This is a genomic window from Streptomyces sp. NPDC053560 (assembly GCF_044544605.1).
Taxonomy (GTDB): domain Bacteria; phylum Actinomycetota; class Actinomycetes; order Streptomycetales; family Streptomycetaceae; genus Streptomyces.
Genome location: NZ_JBITXI010000002.1, coordinates 479795 through 497149 on the forward strand (window position 1 = coordinate 479795; position 17355 = coordinate 497149).

Annotated in this window: 13 protein-coding genes; 8 read left to right on the forward strand and 5 right to left on the reverse strand. The window is 72.3% G+C overall.

The genetic code is table 11. The annotated features are described in order from the left end of the window. Window positions 1–180: 180 nt before the first annotated feature. Both ACIGQF_RS05440 and ACIGQF_RS05445 read left to right on the forward strand, forming a co-directional pair. Window positions 181–561 (forward strand): Scr1 family TA system antitoxin-like transcriptional regulator, encoded by a 381-nt coding sequence (locus ACIGQF_RS05440; protein ID WP_399706375.1) that lies wholly within the window; start codon window positions 181–183, stop codon window positions 559–561. After that, on the forward strand, window positions 558–755 hold the full coding sequence (locus ACIGQF_RS05445; RefSeq protein ID WP_399705800.1) for a DUF397 domain-containing protein: 198 nt from the start codon (window positions 558–560) through the stop codon (window positions 753–755). Before ACIGQF_RS05440 ends, ACIGQF_RS05445 begins: the two co-directional genes overlap by 4 nt. Here the strand turns inward: ACIGQF_RS05445 and ACIGQF_RS05450 are convergent. Together ACIGQF_RS05450 and xsc are read right to left on the reverse strand one after the other, a co-directional pair. Next, complete coding sequence (locus ACIGQF_RS05450) at window positions 721–1794, reverse strand: phosphotransacetylase (protein WP_399705803.1); 1074 nt, start codon at window positions 1792–1794, stop codon at window positions 721–723. The two genes, ACIGQF_RS05445 and ACIGQF_RS05450, sit on opposite strands and share 35 nt — an antisense overlap. Before the next feature lie 326 nt (window positions 1795–2120). Further along, on the reverse strand, window positions 2121–3929 hold the full coding sequence (gene xsc / locus ACIGQF_RS05455) for a sulfoacetaldehyde acetyltransferase (protein WP_399705805.1): 1809 nt from the start codon (window positions 3927–3929) through the stop codon (window positions 2121–2123). A 235-nt stretch (window positions 3930–4164) separates the two neighbouring features. On the opposite strand from xsc, the gene ACIGQF_RS05460 reads away from it, so the two are divergent. The 3 genes from ACIGQF_RS05460 (at window position 4165) to ACIGQF_RS05470 (ending at window position 7730) form a co-directional block, all read left to right on the forward strand. Then, a complete protein-coding gene (locus ACIGQF_RS05460; protein ID WP_399705807.1) occupies window positions 4165–4980 on the forward strand; it encodes an IclR family transcriptional regulator in 816 nt (271 codons plus the stop codon). Window positions 4981–5046: 66 nt separating this feature from the next. Next, window positions 5047–6027, forward strand: coding sequence for an AAA family ATPase (locus tag ACIGQF_RS05465; protein WP_399705809.1), 981 nt, complete (start codon window positions 5047–5049; stop codon window positions 6025–6027). Next, window positions 6024–7730, forward strand: coding sequence for a cobalt chelatase (locus tag ACIGQF_RS05470; protein ID WP_399705812.1), 1707 nt, complete (start codon window positions 6024–6026; stop codon window positions 7728–7730). Before ACIGQF_RS05465 ends, ACIGQF_RS05470 begins: the two co-directional genes overlap by 4 nt. Here ACIGQF_RS05470 and ACIGQF_RS05475 read toward each other — a convergent pair. Further along, on the reverse strand, window positions 7716–9356 hold the full coding sequence (locus tag ACIGQF_RS05475; RefSeq protein WP_399705814.1) for a PLP-dependent aminotransferase family protein: 1641 nt from the start codon (window positions 9354–9356) through the stop codon (window positions 7716–7718). The genes ACIGQF_RS05470 and ACIGQF_RS05475 overlap by 15 nt on opposite strands. Window positions 9357–9599: 243 nt before the next feature. On the opposite strand from ACIGQF_RS05475, the gene ald reads away from it, so the two are divergent. The 3 genes from ald to ACIGQF_RS05490 all read left to right on the forward strand — a co-directional run bounded on the left by ald (window position 9600) and on the right by ACIGQF_RS05490 (window position 14107). Then, window positions 9600–10715, forward strand: coding sequence for an alanine dehydrogenase (ald, locus tag ACIGQF_RS05480; RefSeq protein ID WP_399705815.1), 1116 nt, complete (start codon window positions 9600–9602; stop codon window positions 10713–10715). An 82-nt stretch (window positions 10716–10797) separates the two neighbouring features. Further along, window positions 10798–12168 (forward strand): aspartate aminotransferase family protein, encoded by a 1371-nt coding sequence (locus tag ACIGQF_RS05485; RefSeq protein WP_399705817.1) that lies wholly within the window; start codon window positions 10798–10800, stop codon window positions 12166–12168. Window positions 12169–12595: 427 nt separating this feature from the next. Beyond that, window positions 12596–14107: an amino acid permease gene (locus tag ACIGQF_RS05490; RefSeq protein WP_399705819.1), complete on the forward strand. Its 1512-nt coding sequence runs from the start codon at window positions 12596–12598 to the stop codon at window positions 14105–14107. 198 nt (window positions 14108–14305) lie between these two features. Here ACIGQF_RS05490 and secD read toward each other — a convergent pair whose 3' ends face one another. Both secD and ACIGQF_RS05500 read right to left on the reverse strand, forming a co-directional pair. After that, complete coding sequence (secD, locus tag ACIGQF_RS05495) at window positions 14306–16666, reverse strand: protein translocase subunit SecD (protein WP_399705822.1); 2361 nt, start codon at window positions 16664–16666, stop codon at window positions 14306–14308. A gap of 184 nt (window positions 16667–16850) precedes the next feature. Beyond that, a complete protein-coding gene (locus tag ACIGQF_RS05500; RefSeq protein ID WP_399705823.1) occupies window positions 16851–17246 on the reverse strand; it encodes a hypothetical protein in 396 nt (131 codons plus the stop codon). Window positions 17247–17355 lie beyond the last annotated feature (109 nt).

Genomic DNA, 17355 nt, shown 5'->3' on the forward strand with positions numbered 1-17355 from the left:
CGGGACCCGAGGCCCGATCAAGCTGAGCCGAGACCTGCTCGACTTCGAACGTGCCAGGGACAATTGCCCACTTCGGAGAGTGGCGGGCCGTGCCACACGGTCAACCTCGCCGCATGGCGAACGAAACCGGCGAGCGACCCGCCATCTGGGGCGGGTACGGCAAACTGCTGAAACTCGGCGCTGCTCTTCCGCGAGAAGCCGCCGCTGGCGCTGGCGTTCGTCGTCGAGGAGACGGCGCTGCTCCGGAGGGTGGGTACGGCGGCGGTGGTGAAGGAGCAGCTGGGCCGGTTGCTGGAGTGCGGGCAGCTGCGCAACGTCGACATCCAGGTCATGCCGAGCGGACGACCGGCGCACAGCGGACTCGACGGAGGAGCGGTAGTCCTCCTGGAGACCTCGGACCACCGGCAGGCCGTCTACCTCGAATCCCACGGTGTCAGCACGCTGGTCTTCGACCGCGAACGAGTCAGTGAACTGTCGCTCCGCTATGGCATGCTGCGGGCGCGGGCCCTCAGTACGGAGGATGCCGCGGCCCTCATCGATCGCCTGGCAGGGGAGCTATGAGCACCGAACTCGTCTGGTTCAAGAGCAGTTACAGCGGAACCAATGGCGGCGATTGTGTGGAGGTCGCTGTGGTGCCCGGCGCGGATACCGTCCGCGTACGCGACTCCAAGGAGATACGCGGCACCGAGGTGCGGGTGCCGGCCGCCTCGTGGGCCGCATTCATCGCCTACGCGGCGACTGCACGGCGCGCCTGACCGTCGACTGTACCGCCGTGGCCAGGGACAGGGCCGCGATGTCGGAGCCCGTGCAGCCGCGGGAGAGGTCGTGGAGGGGGGCGGCCAGGCCCTGGAGCAGGGGGCCGATGGCGGTGGCGCCGCCGACGCGTTGGGCGATCTTGTAGCCGATGTTGCCGGCGGCGAGGCCCGGAAAGATGAAGGTGTTGGCCTGCCCCGCGATCCGTGAGGCGGGGGCCTTGGCGCGGCCGATCGCCGGTACGCAGGCCGCGTCGTACTGGAGCTCGCCGTCCACCGCCAGCTCCGGGTCGCTCGCGCGGAGCAGCCGTACCGCGTCGCCGACCCGGTCGACCTGGGGGTGCTGGGCGCTGCCCTTCGTGCTGAAGGAGAGCAGCGCCACCTGGGGGGTGTCGGCGGTGAGTTCCTCGTACGTGGCGGCCGTGGCGCGGGCGATGTCGGCCAGCTCCGCCGAGGTGGGGTCGACGACGACGGCGCAGTCGCCGTAGCCGAGGACGCGGCCGTCGGGCAGTTCCATCAGGAAGCTGCTGGAGAGGGTGCGGATGCCGGGGGCCAGGCCGACGACGTAGAGGCCGGCGCGCAGGACGTCGGCGGTGGGCCGGTTGCTGCCCGCGACGCAGCCGTCCACGTCGCCGAGGCGGAGCGCGGTGGCGGTGAGGAAGAGCGGGTCGGCGGCGAGTTCGCGGCGGTCGTGGGAGGTGAGGCGGCGGCGGGCTTCGAGTGCTCCGGCGAGCGCGTCCGTGCAGCGGGGGTCGGCCGCGAGGCGGGCCGGGTCGAGGATGTCGAGCGCTTCCGGGTCCTCGGGGAGCTTGAGGTCCAGGCCGGCGGCGAGGTTGCGGACGCGGGCGGGGTCGCCGGTGAGGACGGGGGTGAGGGTGCCCTGCTCGGCGAGGTGGGCCGCGGCCCAGAGGACGCGGGGGTCGGTGCCTTCGGCGAGTGCGATGCGGGGTTTGCGGGGTACGTCGCGGAGTCTTTCGGCCCAGGTGACGATGAGGGCTCGGGCCGGGTCGTCCGCCGGCGGGACGAGAGGGGCGAGCGACACGGGCGCGGCTCCTTCGGCGGGTTGAGGTGGATGCGCCCGGCTGCCGGAACGGCAGCTCAGGGGCGCGGGGAACTGCGCGAGCGGCCTCGACGGCGCCGCAGCCGCCGACGGTGGGGCCGGGGCAGCCGGGCGGGCGAGGGGCCCGATCCGACGCCCGCGTGCGTTGAGGGTCGTACGCGGGCGCCGGAACCAGAGGGGGTGCGGCCCCGCCGCCCGGATCAGGGCAGCCCGGCGGCGGGCGCCGCACCCGGTGGACGCCGTCCGCGCGGCGTCCACCGGCACATGGCGGCGGACCGGCGGAACCCCGCCGGGTCAGCCGGGACCGGTCAGACGTAGTCCTGGTACTTCTCCAGGTACCGGACCGGCTTCTTGAGGGCGTCGCGGCGGAACGGGTCGCCGAGTTCACGCGTACACATGATCTCGATGACGGTGGTCCGGCCCTCGTTCATCTGCGCGTCCACCGCCCGCTGCAGTGCGGGGCCGACGTCCTCCAGCTTTTCCACGACGACGCCGTCCGCGCCCATCGCCTGCGCGATGCCCGCGAAGGACTCGCTCTCCAGCTCGCCGGCGACGAAGCGGCGGTTGTAGAAGTCGACCTGGTTCTTCTTCTCGGCGCCCCACTGGCGGTTGTGGAAGACCACGGCGGTGACCGGGATGTCGTGGCGTACGGCGGTCATGATCTCGCCCATGCTCATGCCCCACGCGCCGTCACCCGCGTACGCGATGGCCGGCCGGTCCATGGCCGCGGCCTTGGCGCCGATGATGGTCGGCAGCGCGTAGCCGCAGTTGCCGAAGGACATCGGCGCGAAGAAGGAGCGCGGCTCCTCGAAGCGCAGGTAGCTGTGGGCGACGGAGTTGATGTTGCCGATGTCGGTGGAGACCATGACCCGCTCCGGCATGGCCTTCTCCAGTTCCCGCAGGACCTGGCGCGGGTGCAGCCAGTTGCCGTCCTCCTGCTCCTGTTCGGCGATCATGTCGAGGGAGTAGGGGTCCTTCTCGTGGGTCCAGGCGGAGAGCTCCTCCTCCCACGCGTCCTTCTCGGCCTTGGTGCGCGCGGCACGCTCCTCGCGGGTGGCGTCGCAGGCGAGGGTGCGGTCCGCCAGGCGGTCGGTCAGCGCCGAGGCCGCGGCCTTCGCGTCGCCGCAGATGCCGACGGTGATCTTCTTGACCAGGCCGAGCATCTTGTGGTCGGCGTCGATCTGGATGATCTTCGCGTTCTTCGGCCAGTAGTCCATGCCGTGCTGCGGCAGCGTGCCGAACGGGCCGAGCCGCGTACCGAGCGCGACGACGACGTCGGCCTGGGAGATGAGCTTCATGGCGGCCTTGGAGCCCTGGTAGCCGAGCGGGCCGCACCACTGCGGGTGGCTCGCGGGGAAGCTGTCGTTGTGCTGGTAGCTGTTGACGACCGGCGCGCCCAGGCGTTCGGCGAGCGCCTTGCACTCCTCGACGCCGTCGGCCATGACCACGCCGCCGCCGGAGATGATGACCGGGAACTCGGCGGTGGCGAGCAGTTCGGCCGCCTCGGCGAGGGTCCGCTCACCGCCGGGCCCGCGGTCCAGCCGCTGCGGGTCGGGGATCTCGGTCTCGATCTCGCCGTAGAAGTGGTCGCGCGGGATGTTGAGCTGGGTCGGGCCGATCTCGGAGTGGGCCCGGTCGAAGGCGCGCGCGGTGTACTCCGCCATCCGCTTCGGGTTGTTCACATGCGCCTGGTACTTGGTGAACTCCTGGAACATGGGCAGCTGGTCGGCCTCCTGGAAGCCGCCCAGCCCGGTGCCCATGGTGCCCGCCTCGGGCGTGATCATCACAACCGGGCTGTGCGCCCAGTACGCGGCGGCTATCGCGGTGACGCAGTTGCTGATGCCGGGGCCGTTCTGGCCGATGACGACGCCGTGCCGGCCGCTGACCCGGGCGTACCCGTCGGCCATGTGGCCCGCGCCCTGCTCGTGCACGACGGGGACCAGACGGATGCCGGCCGGCGCGAAGATGTCCATCGCGTCCATGAACGCCGAGCCCATGATGCCGAAGATGTCGGTCACCCCGTTGGCCACGAGGGTCTCGACGAAGGCCTCCGAGGGGGTCATCCGCTGCTGGCCGCTGACGACGGTACGGCCGTCGGCCGTCTGCTTCTCGCTCAAGGTTCCACTCCTTCGACACGCCGGGGAGGCACGGGGAGGCGCTCGATGAGCCCTGGGAATCGGACTACATGCGCCAATAATCGGTACGTGGCGTTCCTGAATTCAGGATCTGGCTGGACCATAAGGGGGCCGACCGGAGCCGTCAACGATGCGTTCAGGAAATCGAGACGGTGATAGCTTGTTTCCGGAATCCAAACCGGATGACGACTGGTGGACGTACAGCCCTGGAGGTACCGTGGTCCCGCCACGCGAGCCCGATCCCGGCGCGGTGAACGGCGACACGCCGACCATGCGCCTCTTCTCCCTGCTCGAACTGATCGCCGCGAAGGACCAGTTGGTCTCGCTGCAGGGCCTGGTCGAGGAGACCGGGCTGCCCAAACCCACGCTCCACCGGATGCTCCAGCAGCTGGAGAGCGCCGGGCTGCTGATCCGGCAGAGCGACGGCCGGCACTACGGCACCGGCCACCGCCTGCGCCGGCTCGCCGAGAACCTCCTCCTCAACGCCACCCACCACGGCGCGCGCCACACCGTCCTGCGCGCCCTGGTCGAGGAGCTGGGCGAGAGCTGCAACATCACCGCGCTCTCCGGCAACGAGGTGGTCTACCTGGACCGCGTGGAGACCCCGGAACCGCTCCGCTTCTACCTCCGCCCCGGTTCCCGGGTACCGACGCACTGCTCGGCCAGCGGAAAGATGATCCTTTCCCAGATGAGCCCGGCGCAGCGCCGCAAGCTGCTCGCGCACGCCCCCCTCAAGGCGTACACCGGCAAGACGATCACCGATCTGGACGCGCTGGAGGAGGAGTTCAAGCGCATCCGGCGGGACGGCTTCGCGCTGGACGACGAGGAGTTCCTGCCGGGGCTGGTGTGCGTCGCGGTGCTGGTGCCGACCGATGACGGCGGCCGCTCCAACCTGTGCGTCGCGGTCCAGGCACCGGTCATGCGGCTGACGGCGGACAAGGCGCTGTCGCTGCTGCCGGCGCTGCAGCGCGCCGCGGACGCGATCAGCCGGATCGAGGCGGAGGGCACACCGGAGGACGCGGCGGCGTCCTGAACCTGCACCCGTACTTCGGTGCATTCGTACTTCGGTGCACCCGTACTTCGGAGGAGTTCCCCGCACATGACGACAGCACCCGACACCACCGTCGCCGTCAAGGACGTCTTCGGCGTCGACTCCCCGCTCACCGTCCCCGCGTTCCGCGAACCGACCCCGTACGTACCGGAGGCGGATCCCGCGTACCGCTTCCAGCCGGACGTCACCCTCGCCCTGCTCGCCGGCTTCACGCACAACCGCCGCGTCCTGGTCCAGGGCCTGCACGGCACGGGCAAGTCCAGCCACGTCGAGCAGGTGGCGGCGCGGCTCAACTGGCCCTGCGTACGCGTCAACCTGGACGGCCACCTCAGCCGCCCGGACCTGATCGGCAGGGACGCGGTGGTGCTGCGCGACGGGCAGCAGGTGACGGAGTTCCGGGAGGGCATCGTGCCGTGGGCGCTGCAACGGCCGATGGCGCTGGTCCTGGACGAGTACGACGCGGGGCGGCCCGATGTGATGTTCGTGCTCCAGCGGATGCTGGAGAGCGACGGGAAGCTGACGCTGCTGGACCAGAACCGGGTGCTCACCCCGCACCCGGCCTTCCGGCTCTTCGCCACCGCCAACACGGTGGGCCTCGGCAACCTCAACGGCCTCTACCACGGCGCGCAGCGGCTGAACCACGCACAGATCGACCGCTGGCACATCGTCGCCGCGCTCGACCACCTCCCCGCCGACGAGGAGGCCGCGATCGTCCGCGCCCGCGTCCCCGCCCTCACCGACGAGCGGGGCCGCGCGCTGGTGGCGGCGATGGTGGCGGTCGCGGGCCTCACCCGCGAGGGGTTCCGGGCCGGCGACCTGTCCACCCTCATGTCCCCGCGTACGGTGCTCACCTGGGCGGAGAACACCGGGATATTCGGCGATCCGGCCGCCGCCTTCCGCGTCTCCTTCCTCAACAAGTGCGACGAGGCGGAACGCCCGCTGGTCGCCGAGTACTTCCAGCGCTGCTTCGACCGCGAGCTGCCCGAATCCCACCGGCTCACCGCCGCTCACGAGGAGCCCGCCGCGTGACCGCCCGGCAGGCCGCGGCGCGACGGCGGCAGCAGGCGGAGGAGCTGTGCGCGGCCGCGGTACGGGCGCTGAGCGCGGAACCCGCGGTGCACTTCCGCGGCGGGCGCCCGTACCGCGGCCGGCACCCGGTCCCGGTGCACGCCCCGCATGCCCGCCCCTCCCCCGACGACGCCGACTTCGCCTCCCGGCGCGGCGCGGCCGACGGCCTGGCGCTGCGGCTGCGCGGCACGGACCCCGTCCTGCACGCGGCGGTGTGCCCCGCGGACGACCCGGCCGCCCGGCTGGTCTTCGAGCTGCTGGAACAATTCCGTACGGAGGCGCTGGCACCCGCGACACTGGCCGGCGTACGCGCCAACCTCCGCCACCGCTTCACCGTGTGGTCCGCGGACTGCGTGCGGTCCGGCCTCACCGAGACCGCCCGCGGCCTGCTCCTCTTCACCGTCGCACACATCACTCGCGCCCGGCTCACCGGTGAACCCGTGCCCGCGCACGCGGAGGAGCCGATCGAGGCCACCCGCGCCGCGCTCGCCCCGCTCACCGGCCACGACCTGGCCGCCCTCCGCCGCCACCGCGCCGACCAGCGTGCCTTCGCCCCGTACGCGCTGTCCCTGGCCCGTACGGTCACCGGCCTGCTCACGGCGGCGGACGCCCCCGGCGACGAGGCCGAGGACGACGACCCCGACGAGTACCCCCGCTCCCCCTTCGCCGCCCTCCTCGACCTCGACTCCGAGTCCACCGAGGAGAGCCCCACCGCCGCGTCGGGCCACAGCCGGACCCTGGCCGAAGCGCCCGGCGGCTACCGCGTCTTCACCACCGCATACGACCGCGAGGCCGCCGCCACCGCGCTCGTCCGCGCCGAGCTGCTGCGCGACTACCGCGCCCGGCTGGACCGCCGCGTCGCCGACCAGGGCGTCAACGTCCCCCGGCTCGCCCGCGAGCTGCACCTGCTGCTCGCGGCGCCGGCCCGCGACGGCTGGGACGGCGGCCAGGAGGCCGGTCACATCGACCCCGGCCGCCTCAGCCGGCTGATCACCTCGCCCACCGAGCGGCGCCTCTTCCGTACCGAACGCACCGCGCCGGTCGCCGACGCGCTGGTGACCTTCCTCATCGACTGCTCGGGCTCGATGAAGGAGCACGCCGAGTCCGTGGCGATGCTGGTGGACGTGTGCGCCCGCGCCCTGGACCGGGCCGGCGCCGGCTGCGAGGTCCTCGGCTTCACCACCGGCGCCTGGAACGGCGGACGTGCCCGCCGCGACTGGCTGCGGGCCGGCCGGCCACCCCACCCGGGCCGCCTCAACGAACGCTCCCACCTGGTCTTCAAGGACGCGGCCACCCCCTGGCGCCGGGCCCGCCACGGCATCGCGGCGCTCCTCAAACCCGACCTCTACCGCGAGGGCATCGACGGCGAGGCGGTGGACTGGGCCTGCGCCCGCGCAGCGGCCCGTCCCGAGGGCCGCAGGATCCTCTTCGTCGTCTCCGACGGCAGCCCGATGGACACCGCCACCCACCTCGCCAACGACCGCCACTACCTCGACCACCATCTGCGGGACGTGGTCGCCCACCGGGAATCCGGCACCGAGATCCACGGTCTCGGGGTGGCCCTCGACCTGACCCCGTACTACCGCCGTTCCCGCATCCTCGACCTGCCGCCGGACCAGGGAAACGGCCTGTTCCGCGAGGTGCTGGGGCTACTGGCCCGCTAGCTGGCGGGCCACCAGCCGCCCCAGGATCCGGATGCCCGGGTCGATGGCGTTGAGGGGCGGTGCGGCGAAGCCGATGCGGAAGTGGTGCAGCGGGGGGCCGCCGGTGCCCTGCGGCAGGAAGTAGATGTCGCCGCGTTCGATGAGGACGCCGTGGCGCTGGGCGCTGTCGACGAGCTTGCGGCAGTCCAGTTCCTCGGGGCCGGTCATCCAGAGGCTGACGCCGCCCGGGGAGGGGGTGGTGTGCCACGGGAGGTGGGCGTTGACGGCCGTGCAGACGGCCTCCCACTTGCGCATGAGCTGGCCGCGGTAGCGACGGACGGCGCGCTGGTACTCGCCCGACTGGATCATGAGGGCGAGCGCGCGCTGGGTGTGGCCCGAGGGGTGGCGGACGGAGTAGCGGCGCAGGTCGCGGAGTTCACGTACCAGCTCCTTCGCGCCGACCAGGTAGCCCAGCCGCAGGCCGGGGGCGAGGAACTTGGAGAAGGTGCCGAGGTAGACGACCTGGTCGGTGGTGTCCAGGCCCTTCAGCGCCGGGGTCGGGCTGCCCTGGTAGCGGAACTCGCTGTCGTAGTCGTCCTCGACGATGACCGTGCCGCTCTCCCGGACCAGGGAGAGCAGTTCGCGGCGGCGGCCGATGCCGAGGGTGACGTTGGTGGGGTGGTGGTGGCTCGGGGTGACGTGCAGCAGGTCGACACCGGCGAGGGTGGCGGGCGGGGTGAGCCCGGCGGAGGTCACCGGCAGCGGCAGCAGGCGGGCACCGGCGCGGACGAAGATGTGGCGGGCGTCGAGATAGCCGGGGTCCTCGACGGCGACCGTGGAGCCGGTGCCGAGGAGAGCACGGGTGAGCAGGTCCAGGCCCTGCTGGGAGCCGACGGTGACGAGGACTTCCTCGGGGGACGCCTCGACGCCGCGGGCCGGCAGCAGCCGGCTGCACACCATCTCGACCAGCAGCGGGTCGTCGCAGGCGATGCTGTCCTGGAGGCTGTAGCGGGCGTGCGGCTGGTACAGCGCTTCGTTGAGCGCGCGGGACCAGTCGCGGGCGGGAAAGGCGCGCAGGTCCACCTGCCCGGCGAGGAAGGGGTACGGATAGTCGGCCCAGTCGGCGCGCTTCTCGATGTGCGGGAGGGTGTCCTCGGGGTTGCCGCGCAGCCGGGCGCTCCAGTCGAAGGGCTCGGCCTCGGGGCGCTGTTCGGCGGCGCAGTGCGGGCGCATGTCGCGGTTGACGAAGATGCCCTGCCGCACCCGGCTCTCGACAAAGCCCTCGGCGACCAGCTCCTGGTAGGCGGCGTTGACGGTGTTCCTGGAAAGGCCCAGCTCACGGGCCAGTTCGCGGGACGAGGGGAGCCGGCTGCTGGCGTCGACGGTGCCGACCGCTATGCCGTGCTCGATGGCCTTGCGGATCTGGCGGTACAGCGGTTCGGCCGAGTCCCGGTCGATCTCGATCAGTGTGCGCGGAATACCGGCCTCCAGCGATGGCGGATGGCGGGGAACGTGCTGGACCGACGTACAGGCAGGGAGAAAGGACCGGCGGGCGGGGGCGGGACTGCCCCCCTCGGATTGACCGGAATCGCCTTGTCGTGGGGTGCCAGCTGACGGGATCGTAACCGCGTCCGGGCCGCCGCCCAAGAGGTCGGGCGGGAGAAATTGCCCGGACGGACGGGTTCCGGTAGGCCCGGCCCTGGACCCATCAGAAGCCGGAGAACTGGCGCTTACGCCCGGACCAGCCGGCCCCGCACGCTAGCGCCACGAGACGCCACGACCGCCACGGCACCTCAGGCCACGGCGCGTCACGGCGGAGCGCCGCCGCCCCGGACACCGAGAGTCGCCGGGCGCGCTTGCCGCGCCCGCCCCTACCGATGGGAGTTCTTCGTGAAGATCGGAATCCCGCGCGAGATCAAGAACCACGAGTACCGGGTGGCCATCACCCCCTCGGGCGTGCACGAGCTGGTCCGCCACGGCCACTCCGTGCACATCGAGCAGGGCGCCGGCGACGGCTCCTCGATCCCGGACGCCGAATACTCCGCGGCCGGCGCCACCGTGCTGCGGGACGCCGATCAGGTCTGGGCCACCGCCGACATGATCCTGAAGGTCAAGGAGCCCATCGCCGAGGAGTACCACCGCATGCGCGAGGGGCAGCTGCTCTTCACGTACCTGCATCTGGCCGCCTCCAAGGAGTGCACGGAGGCCATGCTGGAGTCCGGGATCACCGGAGTCGCGTACGAAACCGTGCAGCCCGCGGACGGCTCGCTGCCGCTGCTGTTCCCGATGTCGGAGGTCGCGGGTCGGCTGGCGCCGCAGGTCGGCGCGTACCACCTGATGCGCGCGGCGGGCGGCCGCGGCGTGCTGATGGGCGGGGTGTCCGGCACCTCCCCCGCCAAGGTCGTGGTCGTCGGCGCGGGCGTCTCCGGCATGAACGCGGTGGCCGTGGCCACCGGCATGTGGGCCGACGTCACCCTGCTGGACCTGAACATCGAGAAGCTGCGCGCCGCCGACCGGATGTACCAGGGCCGCATCCGCACCGTTGCCTCCAACTCCTTCGAGCTGGAGCGGGCCGTCCTGGAAGCGGATCTGGTCATCGGCGCGGTGCTCGTGCCCGGCGCCCGGGCCCCCAAGCTCATCAGCAACGACCTGGTCTCCCGGATGAAGGAGGGCTCGGTCCTGGTCGACATCGCCATCGACCAGGGCGGCTGCTTCGAGGACTCGCGGCCGACGACGCACGCCGACCCGATCTACCGGGGCCACGACTCGGTCTTCTACTGCGTCGCCAACATGCCGGGCGCGGTGCCCAACACCTCCACCCACGCGTTGACCAACGTGACCATGCCCTACGTCCTGGCCATCGCCGACAACGGCCTCGCCGCCGCGGCCGCCGCCGACCCCGCCGTCAAGCGCGGCATCAACGTGGTCGGCGGCCAGCTCACCTACCAGCCGGTGGCCGAGGCGCACGACCTGAAGTACGTGGACGTGGACGAGGTCCTCGTCTGACGCGCGCTGCGGGCCCGCCCGTTCCCCCGCACCGCGGGCCCGCCGCTCCCCCGCTCCCGCTCCCCCTGCCGAAAGGATCACCGTGAGCACCGAATACTCCCTGCGCGCCAAGGCACAGGCCCACCTCGGCCAGCACTTCACCCGCAACGACGTCTGGCAGGACGAAGGACTGCCGGTGTTCGTGCGCAGCGAGGGCTGCCACCTCTACGACGAACAGGGCCGCCGCTTCCTGGACGGCCTGGCCGGACTCTTCTGCGTCAACATGGGCCACGGCCGCGGCGACATCGTGGCCGCCGCCACCAAGCAGATGGAGACGCTGCCGTACTCCACCAACTGGGGCGCCGCGCACCCGCCGGCCGTGGAGGCGGCGAGCCTGATCGCGGACCTGGCGCCCGGCGACCTGAGCGTCACCTGGTTCGTCAACTCCGGCTCGGAGGCCGTGGAGACGGCCATCAAGTTCGCCCGGCAGTACCACCGGAGCCAGGGCGCCCCCGAGCGTACGAAGATCATCAGCCGGCACATGGCGTACCACGGGGTGACGCTCGGCGCCCTGTCGGTGACCGGTCTGCCGAAAATCCGCGACCCGTTCCAGCCGCTGCTGCCCGGCATCCGGCACGTCCCCCACACGCTCGGCTTCACCGGCGACTGCGGTCCGGCGGCCGAGCTGGACTGCGTACGCGCCATCGAACAGGCCATCATCGAAGAAGGCCCGGAGACGGTCGCCGCGGTCTTCGCCGAGCCGGTGCAGAACGGCCGCGGCGCGCTGGTCCCGCCGGACGGCTACTGGCGCGAACTGCGCCGGATCTGCGACACGTACGGCGTGCTCCTCGTCGCCGACGAGGTCATCTGCTCGTTCGGGCGGCTCGGCGAATGGTTCGGCAGCGGGTACTTCGGCGCCGTACCCGACATGATCACCTTCGCCAAGGGCTCGACCTCGGGATACGCGCCGCTGGGCGGCATGATCGCCCGAGAGCCGCTGGTACGCGGCCTGTTCGACTCCCCGCGGGGCGGTACGTTCACGCACGGCGCGACCTGGGGCGGCCACCCGGTCTCCACGGCGGTCGCCGTCGCCAACATCACCGCGATGCGCGACGAGAACGTCCTCGGCAACGTCCGCACGCTCGGCCCCGAACTGCGCGCCGGGCTGGAGGCCGTCAAGGACCGGTACCGCGTGGTGAAGGACGTACGCGGCATGGGCTTCTTCTACGCGGTCGAGCTGACGGCCGACCGCGAGACGGGCCGGGAACTGACCGAGGCGGAGTCGGCGAAGGTGCTGCGCGAGGTACTGCCGACCGCCTTCCGGCGCACGGGCGTCATCCTGCGCCCCGACGACCGCGGCGCGACGATGCTGATGATCTCGCCCCCGCTGGTGGCCGACCGCGAGGTACTCGCAGAACTGCTCTCGGGCGTCGACGTCATGATGGCGGACGTCCAGCGAGCGGTACTGGGGTAGGGGCGGACTGCCTATGGGGGGCTGGACCGGCGGGCACTGGGCCGTCGAGGGGACTGGGCCGGCGCCACGAGCGTGCGGGGCCGGCGCCACGGGCGTGCGGGGCCGGCGCCACGAGCGTACGGGGCCGGCGCCATCGGTATACGGCTGACGCCGCGGCACATACGTGCCGGCTCGAACACCCCCGCCCCCCCAACAGGGGGTTACCCAAGGGAGGCGGGGCGGATGCGCCCGCCTCCCTCGGTGCAGCCCTCCCCTTGGTGTGCGCGAAAACGATCATCGTGCAATGCCGATGCAACACGCGCGTCATGCGCGCGTTCTAGGCTCCCCTCTGGTACCGCGATATCGCTGGTTTCTGGCGCTTTCTCCGGAGTTCACCGGGCGGCCATCATCCCCGACAATGCCGATCACCCGAGGAAATGGGGTCTCCGTGGGAGAGAAAAACACCGAAGCCAACACCGAAGCCACCGAAAGCGCGGGGCTGCGCGGTGAACTGAAACAACGCCATATGCGGCTCATCGCCCTCGGCGGCGTCATCGGCGCGGGGCTCTTCGTCGGCAGCGGCGTGGTCATCGAGGACGCCGGGCCGGCCGCGATCATCTCGTTCATGCTGGCCGGCGGGCTGGTCATCCTGGTCATGCGGATGCTCGGCGAAATGGCGGTGGCCCGTCCCTCGGTCGGTTCCTTCTACGCATACGCGCGCCTCGCCCTGGGCAATTGGGGCGGATTCACCATCGGCTGGCTCTACTGGTATTTCTGGGTGAACGTGGTGGCGCTGGAAGCGGTCGCCGGCGCGAGTCAGCTGCACGTCTGGCTGCCGGGCATTCCACTCTGGGTCATCAGCCTCTGCCTGATGGTCATCCTCACCGCGGTCAACATGTTCTCGGTGAAGTCCTTCGGGGAGTTCGAGTACTGGTTCTCCTCCATCAAGGTCGCCGCCATCACCGTATTTCTCGTCCTCGGCCTGGTATTCGTCCTGGGAATGTGGCCGGGCGCGCACGCCGACGTATCGAATCTGACCGCGCATCAGGGATTCGCGCCGCACGGCATCGGTCCGGTGCTCGCCGCCGTCATTCCCGCGGTCGGCTTCTTCACCGGTGCCGAGATCGCCGCGCTGGCGGCATCGGAGTCCAGCGAGCCGCGCCGCAACGTCGCCAAGGCCACCAACTCCGTCGTCCTGCGCGTGCTGCTCTTCTACGTCGGCTCGATCTTCCTGGTCATCGCGATCGTGCCGTGGAACAAGCCGGACGTGGCCGACGGCCCGTACGTCGCGGCGCTCCAGGAGATCGGCATCCCCTCCGCGGGCACCCTGATGCGGGTCCTGGTCCTGGTCGCCGTGCTCTCCTCGCTCAACGCGGGCCTCTACAGCGCCTCCCGCATCGTCTTCGCGCTCACCCGGAACGGCGACGCGCCGCGCGGCCTGACCAAGCTCAGCAAGCGGGGCGTGCCGCGCCGCGCGATCCTCCTCGCGACCACCCTCGGCTACGTCTCGGTGATCATCGCGTACGTCTCGCCGGACGCCGTCTTCTCCTTCATCGTGCACTCCTACGGAGCGGTGGCCCTCTTCGTGTACCTGCTCGTCGCCCTCTCCCAGCTGCGGCTGCGCCGCCGCCTGGAGCGCGAGGCCCCGGAGTCGCTCCAGCTGCGGATGTGGTGGTACCCGTACCTGAGCTGGTTCACGGTGGCCGCGATGACGGTGGTGATCGTCACGATGGCCGTGCTGCCCTCCACCCGTATGGACTTCGCGGCCAGCGCCATCACGCTCGTGGTCGTGCTCGCGGCGTACGGCGTGCGCGCGTACCGGCGGCGCGGCCGGGGCGGACCCGCCGCCGAAGCGCCGGCCGGCCCGCCCGCCGACGCCCCGGGGACGGCCGTCGCGGAAACGGCCGCCACGGGGACCGGCGCGACAGCGGTATCGGCACCGGAGGGCCCCCGCTCCTGAAGCGAAGGTGCCCCGGCCCTGAGGCGGACCCCGGCCCTGAGGCGGCCACCCCGCCCCCGGGGCGGGGCGCGGCCTTGAGGTGGGGCGCGGGCCGTACGGGAGACGGACCGCGCCCTCGGCGGTGCGGCGGTGCGGGCCACCACGCCGGGGTCGTGGCTTCCGTGTGACTGGACCGCCGCGCCGGTGTCTTCCGTACGGCTAGACCACCGCGCCCGTGTCGTCCGTGCGGCCCGCGCCCGCGCGGCGGCGTGGCCCGGTCAGGGACGGTGCGGGCCCGCGGCGTCCGACCGGCCGGGGCGGCGGCGCCGCGCTGCGGGCCTCCAGCGAGATGGCCAGCGGCATGGCCGTGAACAGCGACGAGTACGTGCCGACGCCGATGCCGATCAGCAGCGCCACCGCGAAGTCGGTGAGCGTGTCCCCGCCCAGGAACGCCAGCGCGGCCAGGATCAGGACGGCGCCGATGCCCGTGTTCACCGTGCGCGGCAGGGTCTGCAGGATCGCGGAGTTGGCGATCCGGTCGAACCGGGCCCGGCGGTTCGCGCCCCACAGCTCGCGCACCCGGTCGAAGACCACGACGGAGTCGTTGACGGAGTAGCCGATCACCGTGAGCAGCGCCGCCAGGAAGACGCCGTCGATGGGCTTGCCCAGCCAGGCGAAGACGCCGACCAGGATGAGCACGTCGTGGGCCATGGCGGCCACGGCCGAGGCGCCGAAGGTCCAGCGGAAGCGGACCGCGAGGTAGCCGAGCTGGGCGAGCAGCGCCACGCCGAGGGCGATCATCGCGTTGCGGCGCAGTTCGTCCCCCAGGCTCGGGCCGACCAGCTCGTCCCGTACCTTCTCGGTCTTTCCGCCGAGCCCGGCAACAGCGGCCCGGACCTCGCCCTCCTGCGCGGCGGTCAGTTTCTCGGTGCGTACGGTGAGGCCGCCGTCGCCCGAGGAGTTCACGACGGCGCGCGGGAAGCCGGCGTCGGCGAGCGCCGTGCGGGCCGCTCCCGGGTCCACCCGGGTGGCGGTGGTGTACTCGACCATCCGGCCGCCGGTGAACTCCACGCCGAATTCCAGGCCGCGCAGTCCGATGCCGCCGGCGGCGAGGACGAGGGCGAGTGCGGAGCCGGCGAGCCAGCGGCGCCGGTGGCGCATCAGGTCGGGCGAGCGGCGGGTGAGCCAGGTGCGTACCCGGCCCTCGTTCGCGAGCCCGGTGATCCGCGGCGCGGCCCGTACGAGGTCCCGGCCGACGGCGAATTCGGCGAGGACGCGGGTGACGACCAGGGCGCTGATCATCGAGGCGAGGACGCCGATGGAGAGGGTGACGCCGAACCCGCGTACCGGCCCGGAGGCGAAGAAGAACAGCAGTCCTGCGGCGAGCAGGGTGGTGATGTTGGAGTCGGCGACGGCGCTGAAGGCGTTGCGGAAGCCGGCGGTGAGGGCGGTGCGGATGTTCGGCCGTGCGCCGTTGTCCGCGCCGCCGCGCCGCTTTTTCTTTCGCCCGGCCGCGTACTCCTCCCTGGCCCGTTCGAAGACGAGGACGTTGGCGTCGACGGCCATGCCGATGGCCAGTACGAAGCCGGCCAGGCCCGGGAGGGTGAGCGTGGCGCCGAGCGCCAGCAGCGCGGCGTAGGAGATCAGCGCGTAGCAGGCCAGGGCGAGCGCGGCGAGGGCGCCGAGCAGCCGGTAGACGACGATGATGAAGAGCGCGGTGAGGGTGATGCCGATGGCCGCGGCCTGGGCGCTGGCCTCGATGGCGTCGGCGCCGAGCGTCGGCCCGACGGTCCGCTGTTCGACCAGCTCGACCGGGACGGGCAGTGCGCCGCCCTTGATGAGCAGCGCGAGGTCCTGCGCCTCCTGCTGGGTGAAGCCGCCGGTGATCTGGGTGGCGCCGCCGGTGATGCCGGTGCCGCAGGCCACCGATTCGTTCACCTGCGGGGAGGAGATGACCTTGTCGTCGAGGACGATGGCGGCGCGGCGGGCCGGGTCGCCCGCCGGGTTGCAGGCGGCCTCCCCGGTGAGCTTCGCCCACTTGCGTTCGCCGTCGCCGCGCAGGTCGACGCTGACGTACCAGCCGCTGCCGCGCTCGGCGTCGAAGCCGGCCTCGGCGCCGTCGACCTGCTCGCCGGTCAGCGCGGCCGGGCCGACGCGCAGCGGTTGTCCGGACTCGTCGCGCAGGGTGCGCTCGTCCTTGGGACCCTGCTCCCGGGAGTCGGCCGGTTGGGTGCCGCGTACGGGGTGGAAGGTGAGCTGGGCGGTGCGGCCGAGGACCTGGGCGGCCTCGCGCGGGTCCTGGACGCCGGGCAGTTCGACGACGATGCGGTTCTCGCCGGAGCGGGCGAGGTTCGGTTCGGAGACGCCGAGGCCGTCGACGCGGCGGCGCAGGACTTCCAGGGTGCGTTCGGTGGCCTCCCGGCCGGCCTTGGTGGTGGGTGTGTCCCGGGTTTCCAGGACCATCTGGGTGCCGCCGCGCAGGTCGAGTCCGAGGCGTGGCGAATGGGTCAGGGTCAGGTAGAGCGACAGGGCGAGGACGGCGAGCGCGAGCAGCGCGCGCAGCCTCGAAGCGCGGTTCATGGGCGGGTGCCTCCAACAGGCGGTCGCGCCGGTGGCGTACGGGCGCGACGGGGATCCGTGCCGCTACGCGGGGCGTGCGGGCACGGCGGTGGACGCCGCGGCCGTTCCGTACGGGCGCGGCGGGGACACGGCGGACGCCGCCCCGGCCGGCGGCCGGGTCAGGGTGTGCCGTGGTGGGAGGTGTTCACCTGTGGGAGAGGGGCGGGGCGCGGGCCGGCCGGAGGCCCGCCGAGAACTGCTGCCGGCCGGTGGTGTCCCCGCGTACCGGCAGCCGGGACAGGGCCAGCGGCCGGGGTGCGGCATGGCCGGCCGGGCCGAGGCCCGGGACCGGATGGGCCACGTGCTGCTCGGCCGGTGCGGTACGGCCGGTGGTGCGCAGGACGGCGTGCAGGTTCGCGGGGTACGCGGAGCCGTCGTGCGCGTGCGGGGGTCCTGCCGGGTGCACTGCGGCGTACGGGGCACCGTCCGCGTACGGGGCCGTGGTGGCGGCCGCCGCGGTGGGGCTGAGCCCACCGAGGACGAGCGCGAGGACCGCGAGCAGTGCCCGCAAGGCGTCCGCCGGCCGCATCCGCCGGTCCATGCCGCTGCCTCCCGTCCGCCCCGCCGCCCGGGCGTACCGGCTGCTCGCCGTACCCGGGCGGGTGTCCGGCACACTCTGCCACGGCCGGGCGGTTTTCGAGAGCCTTCAG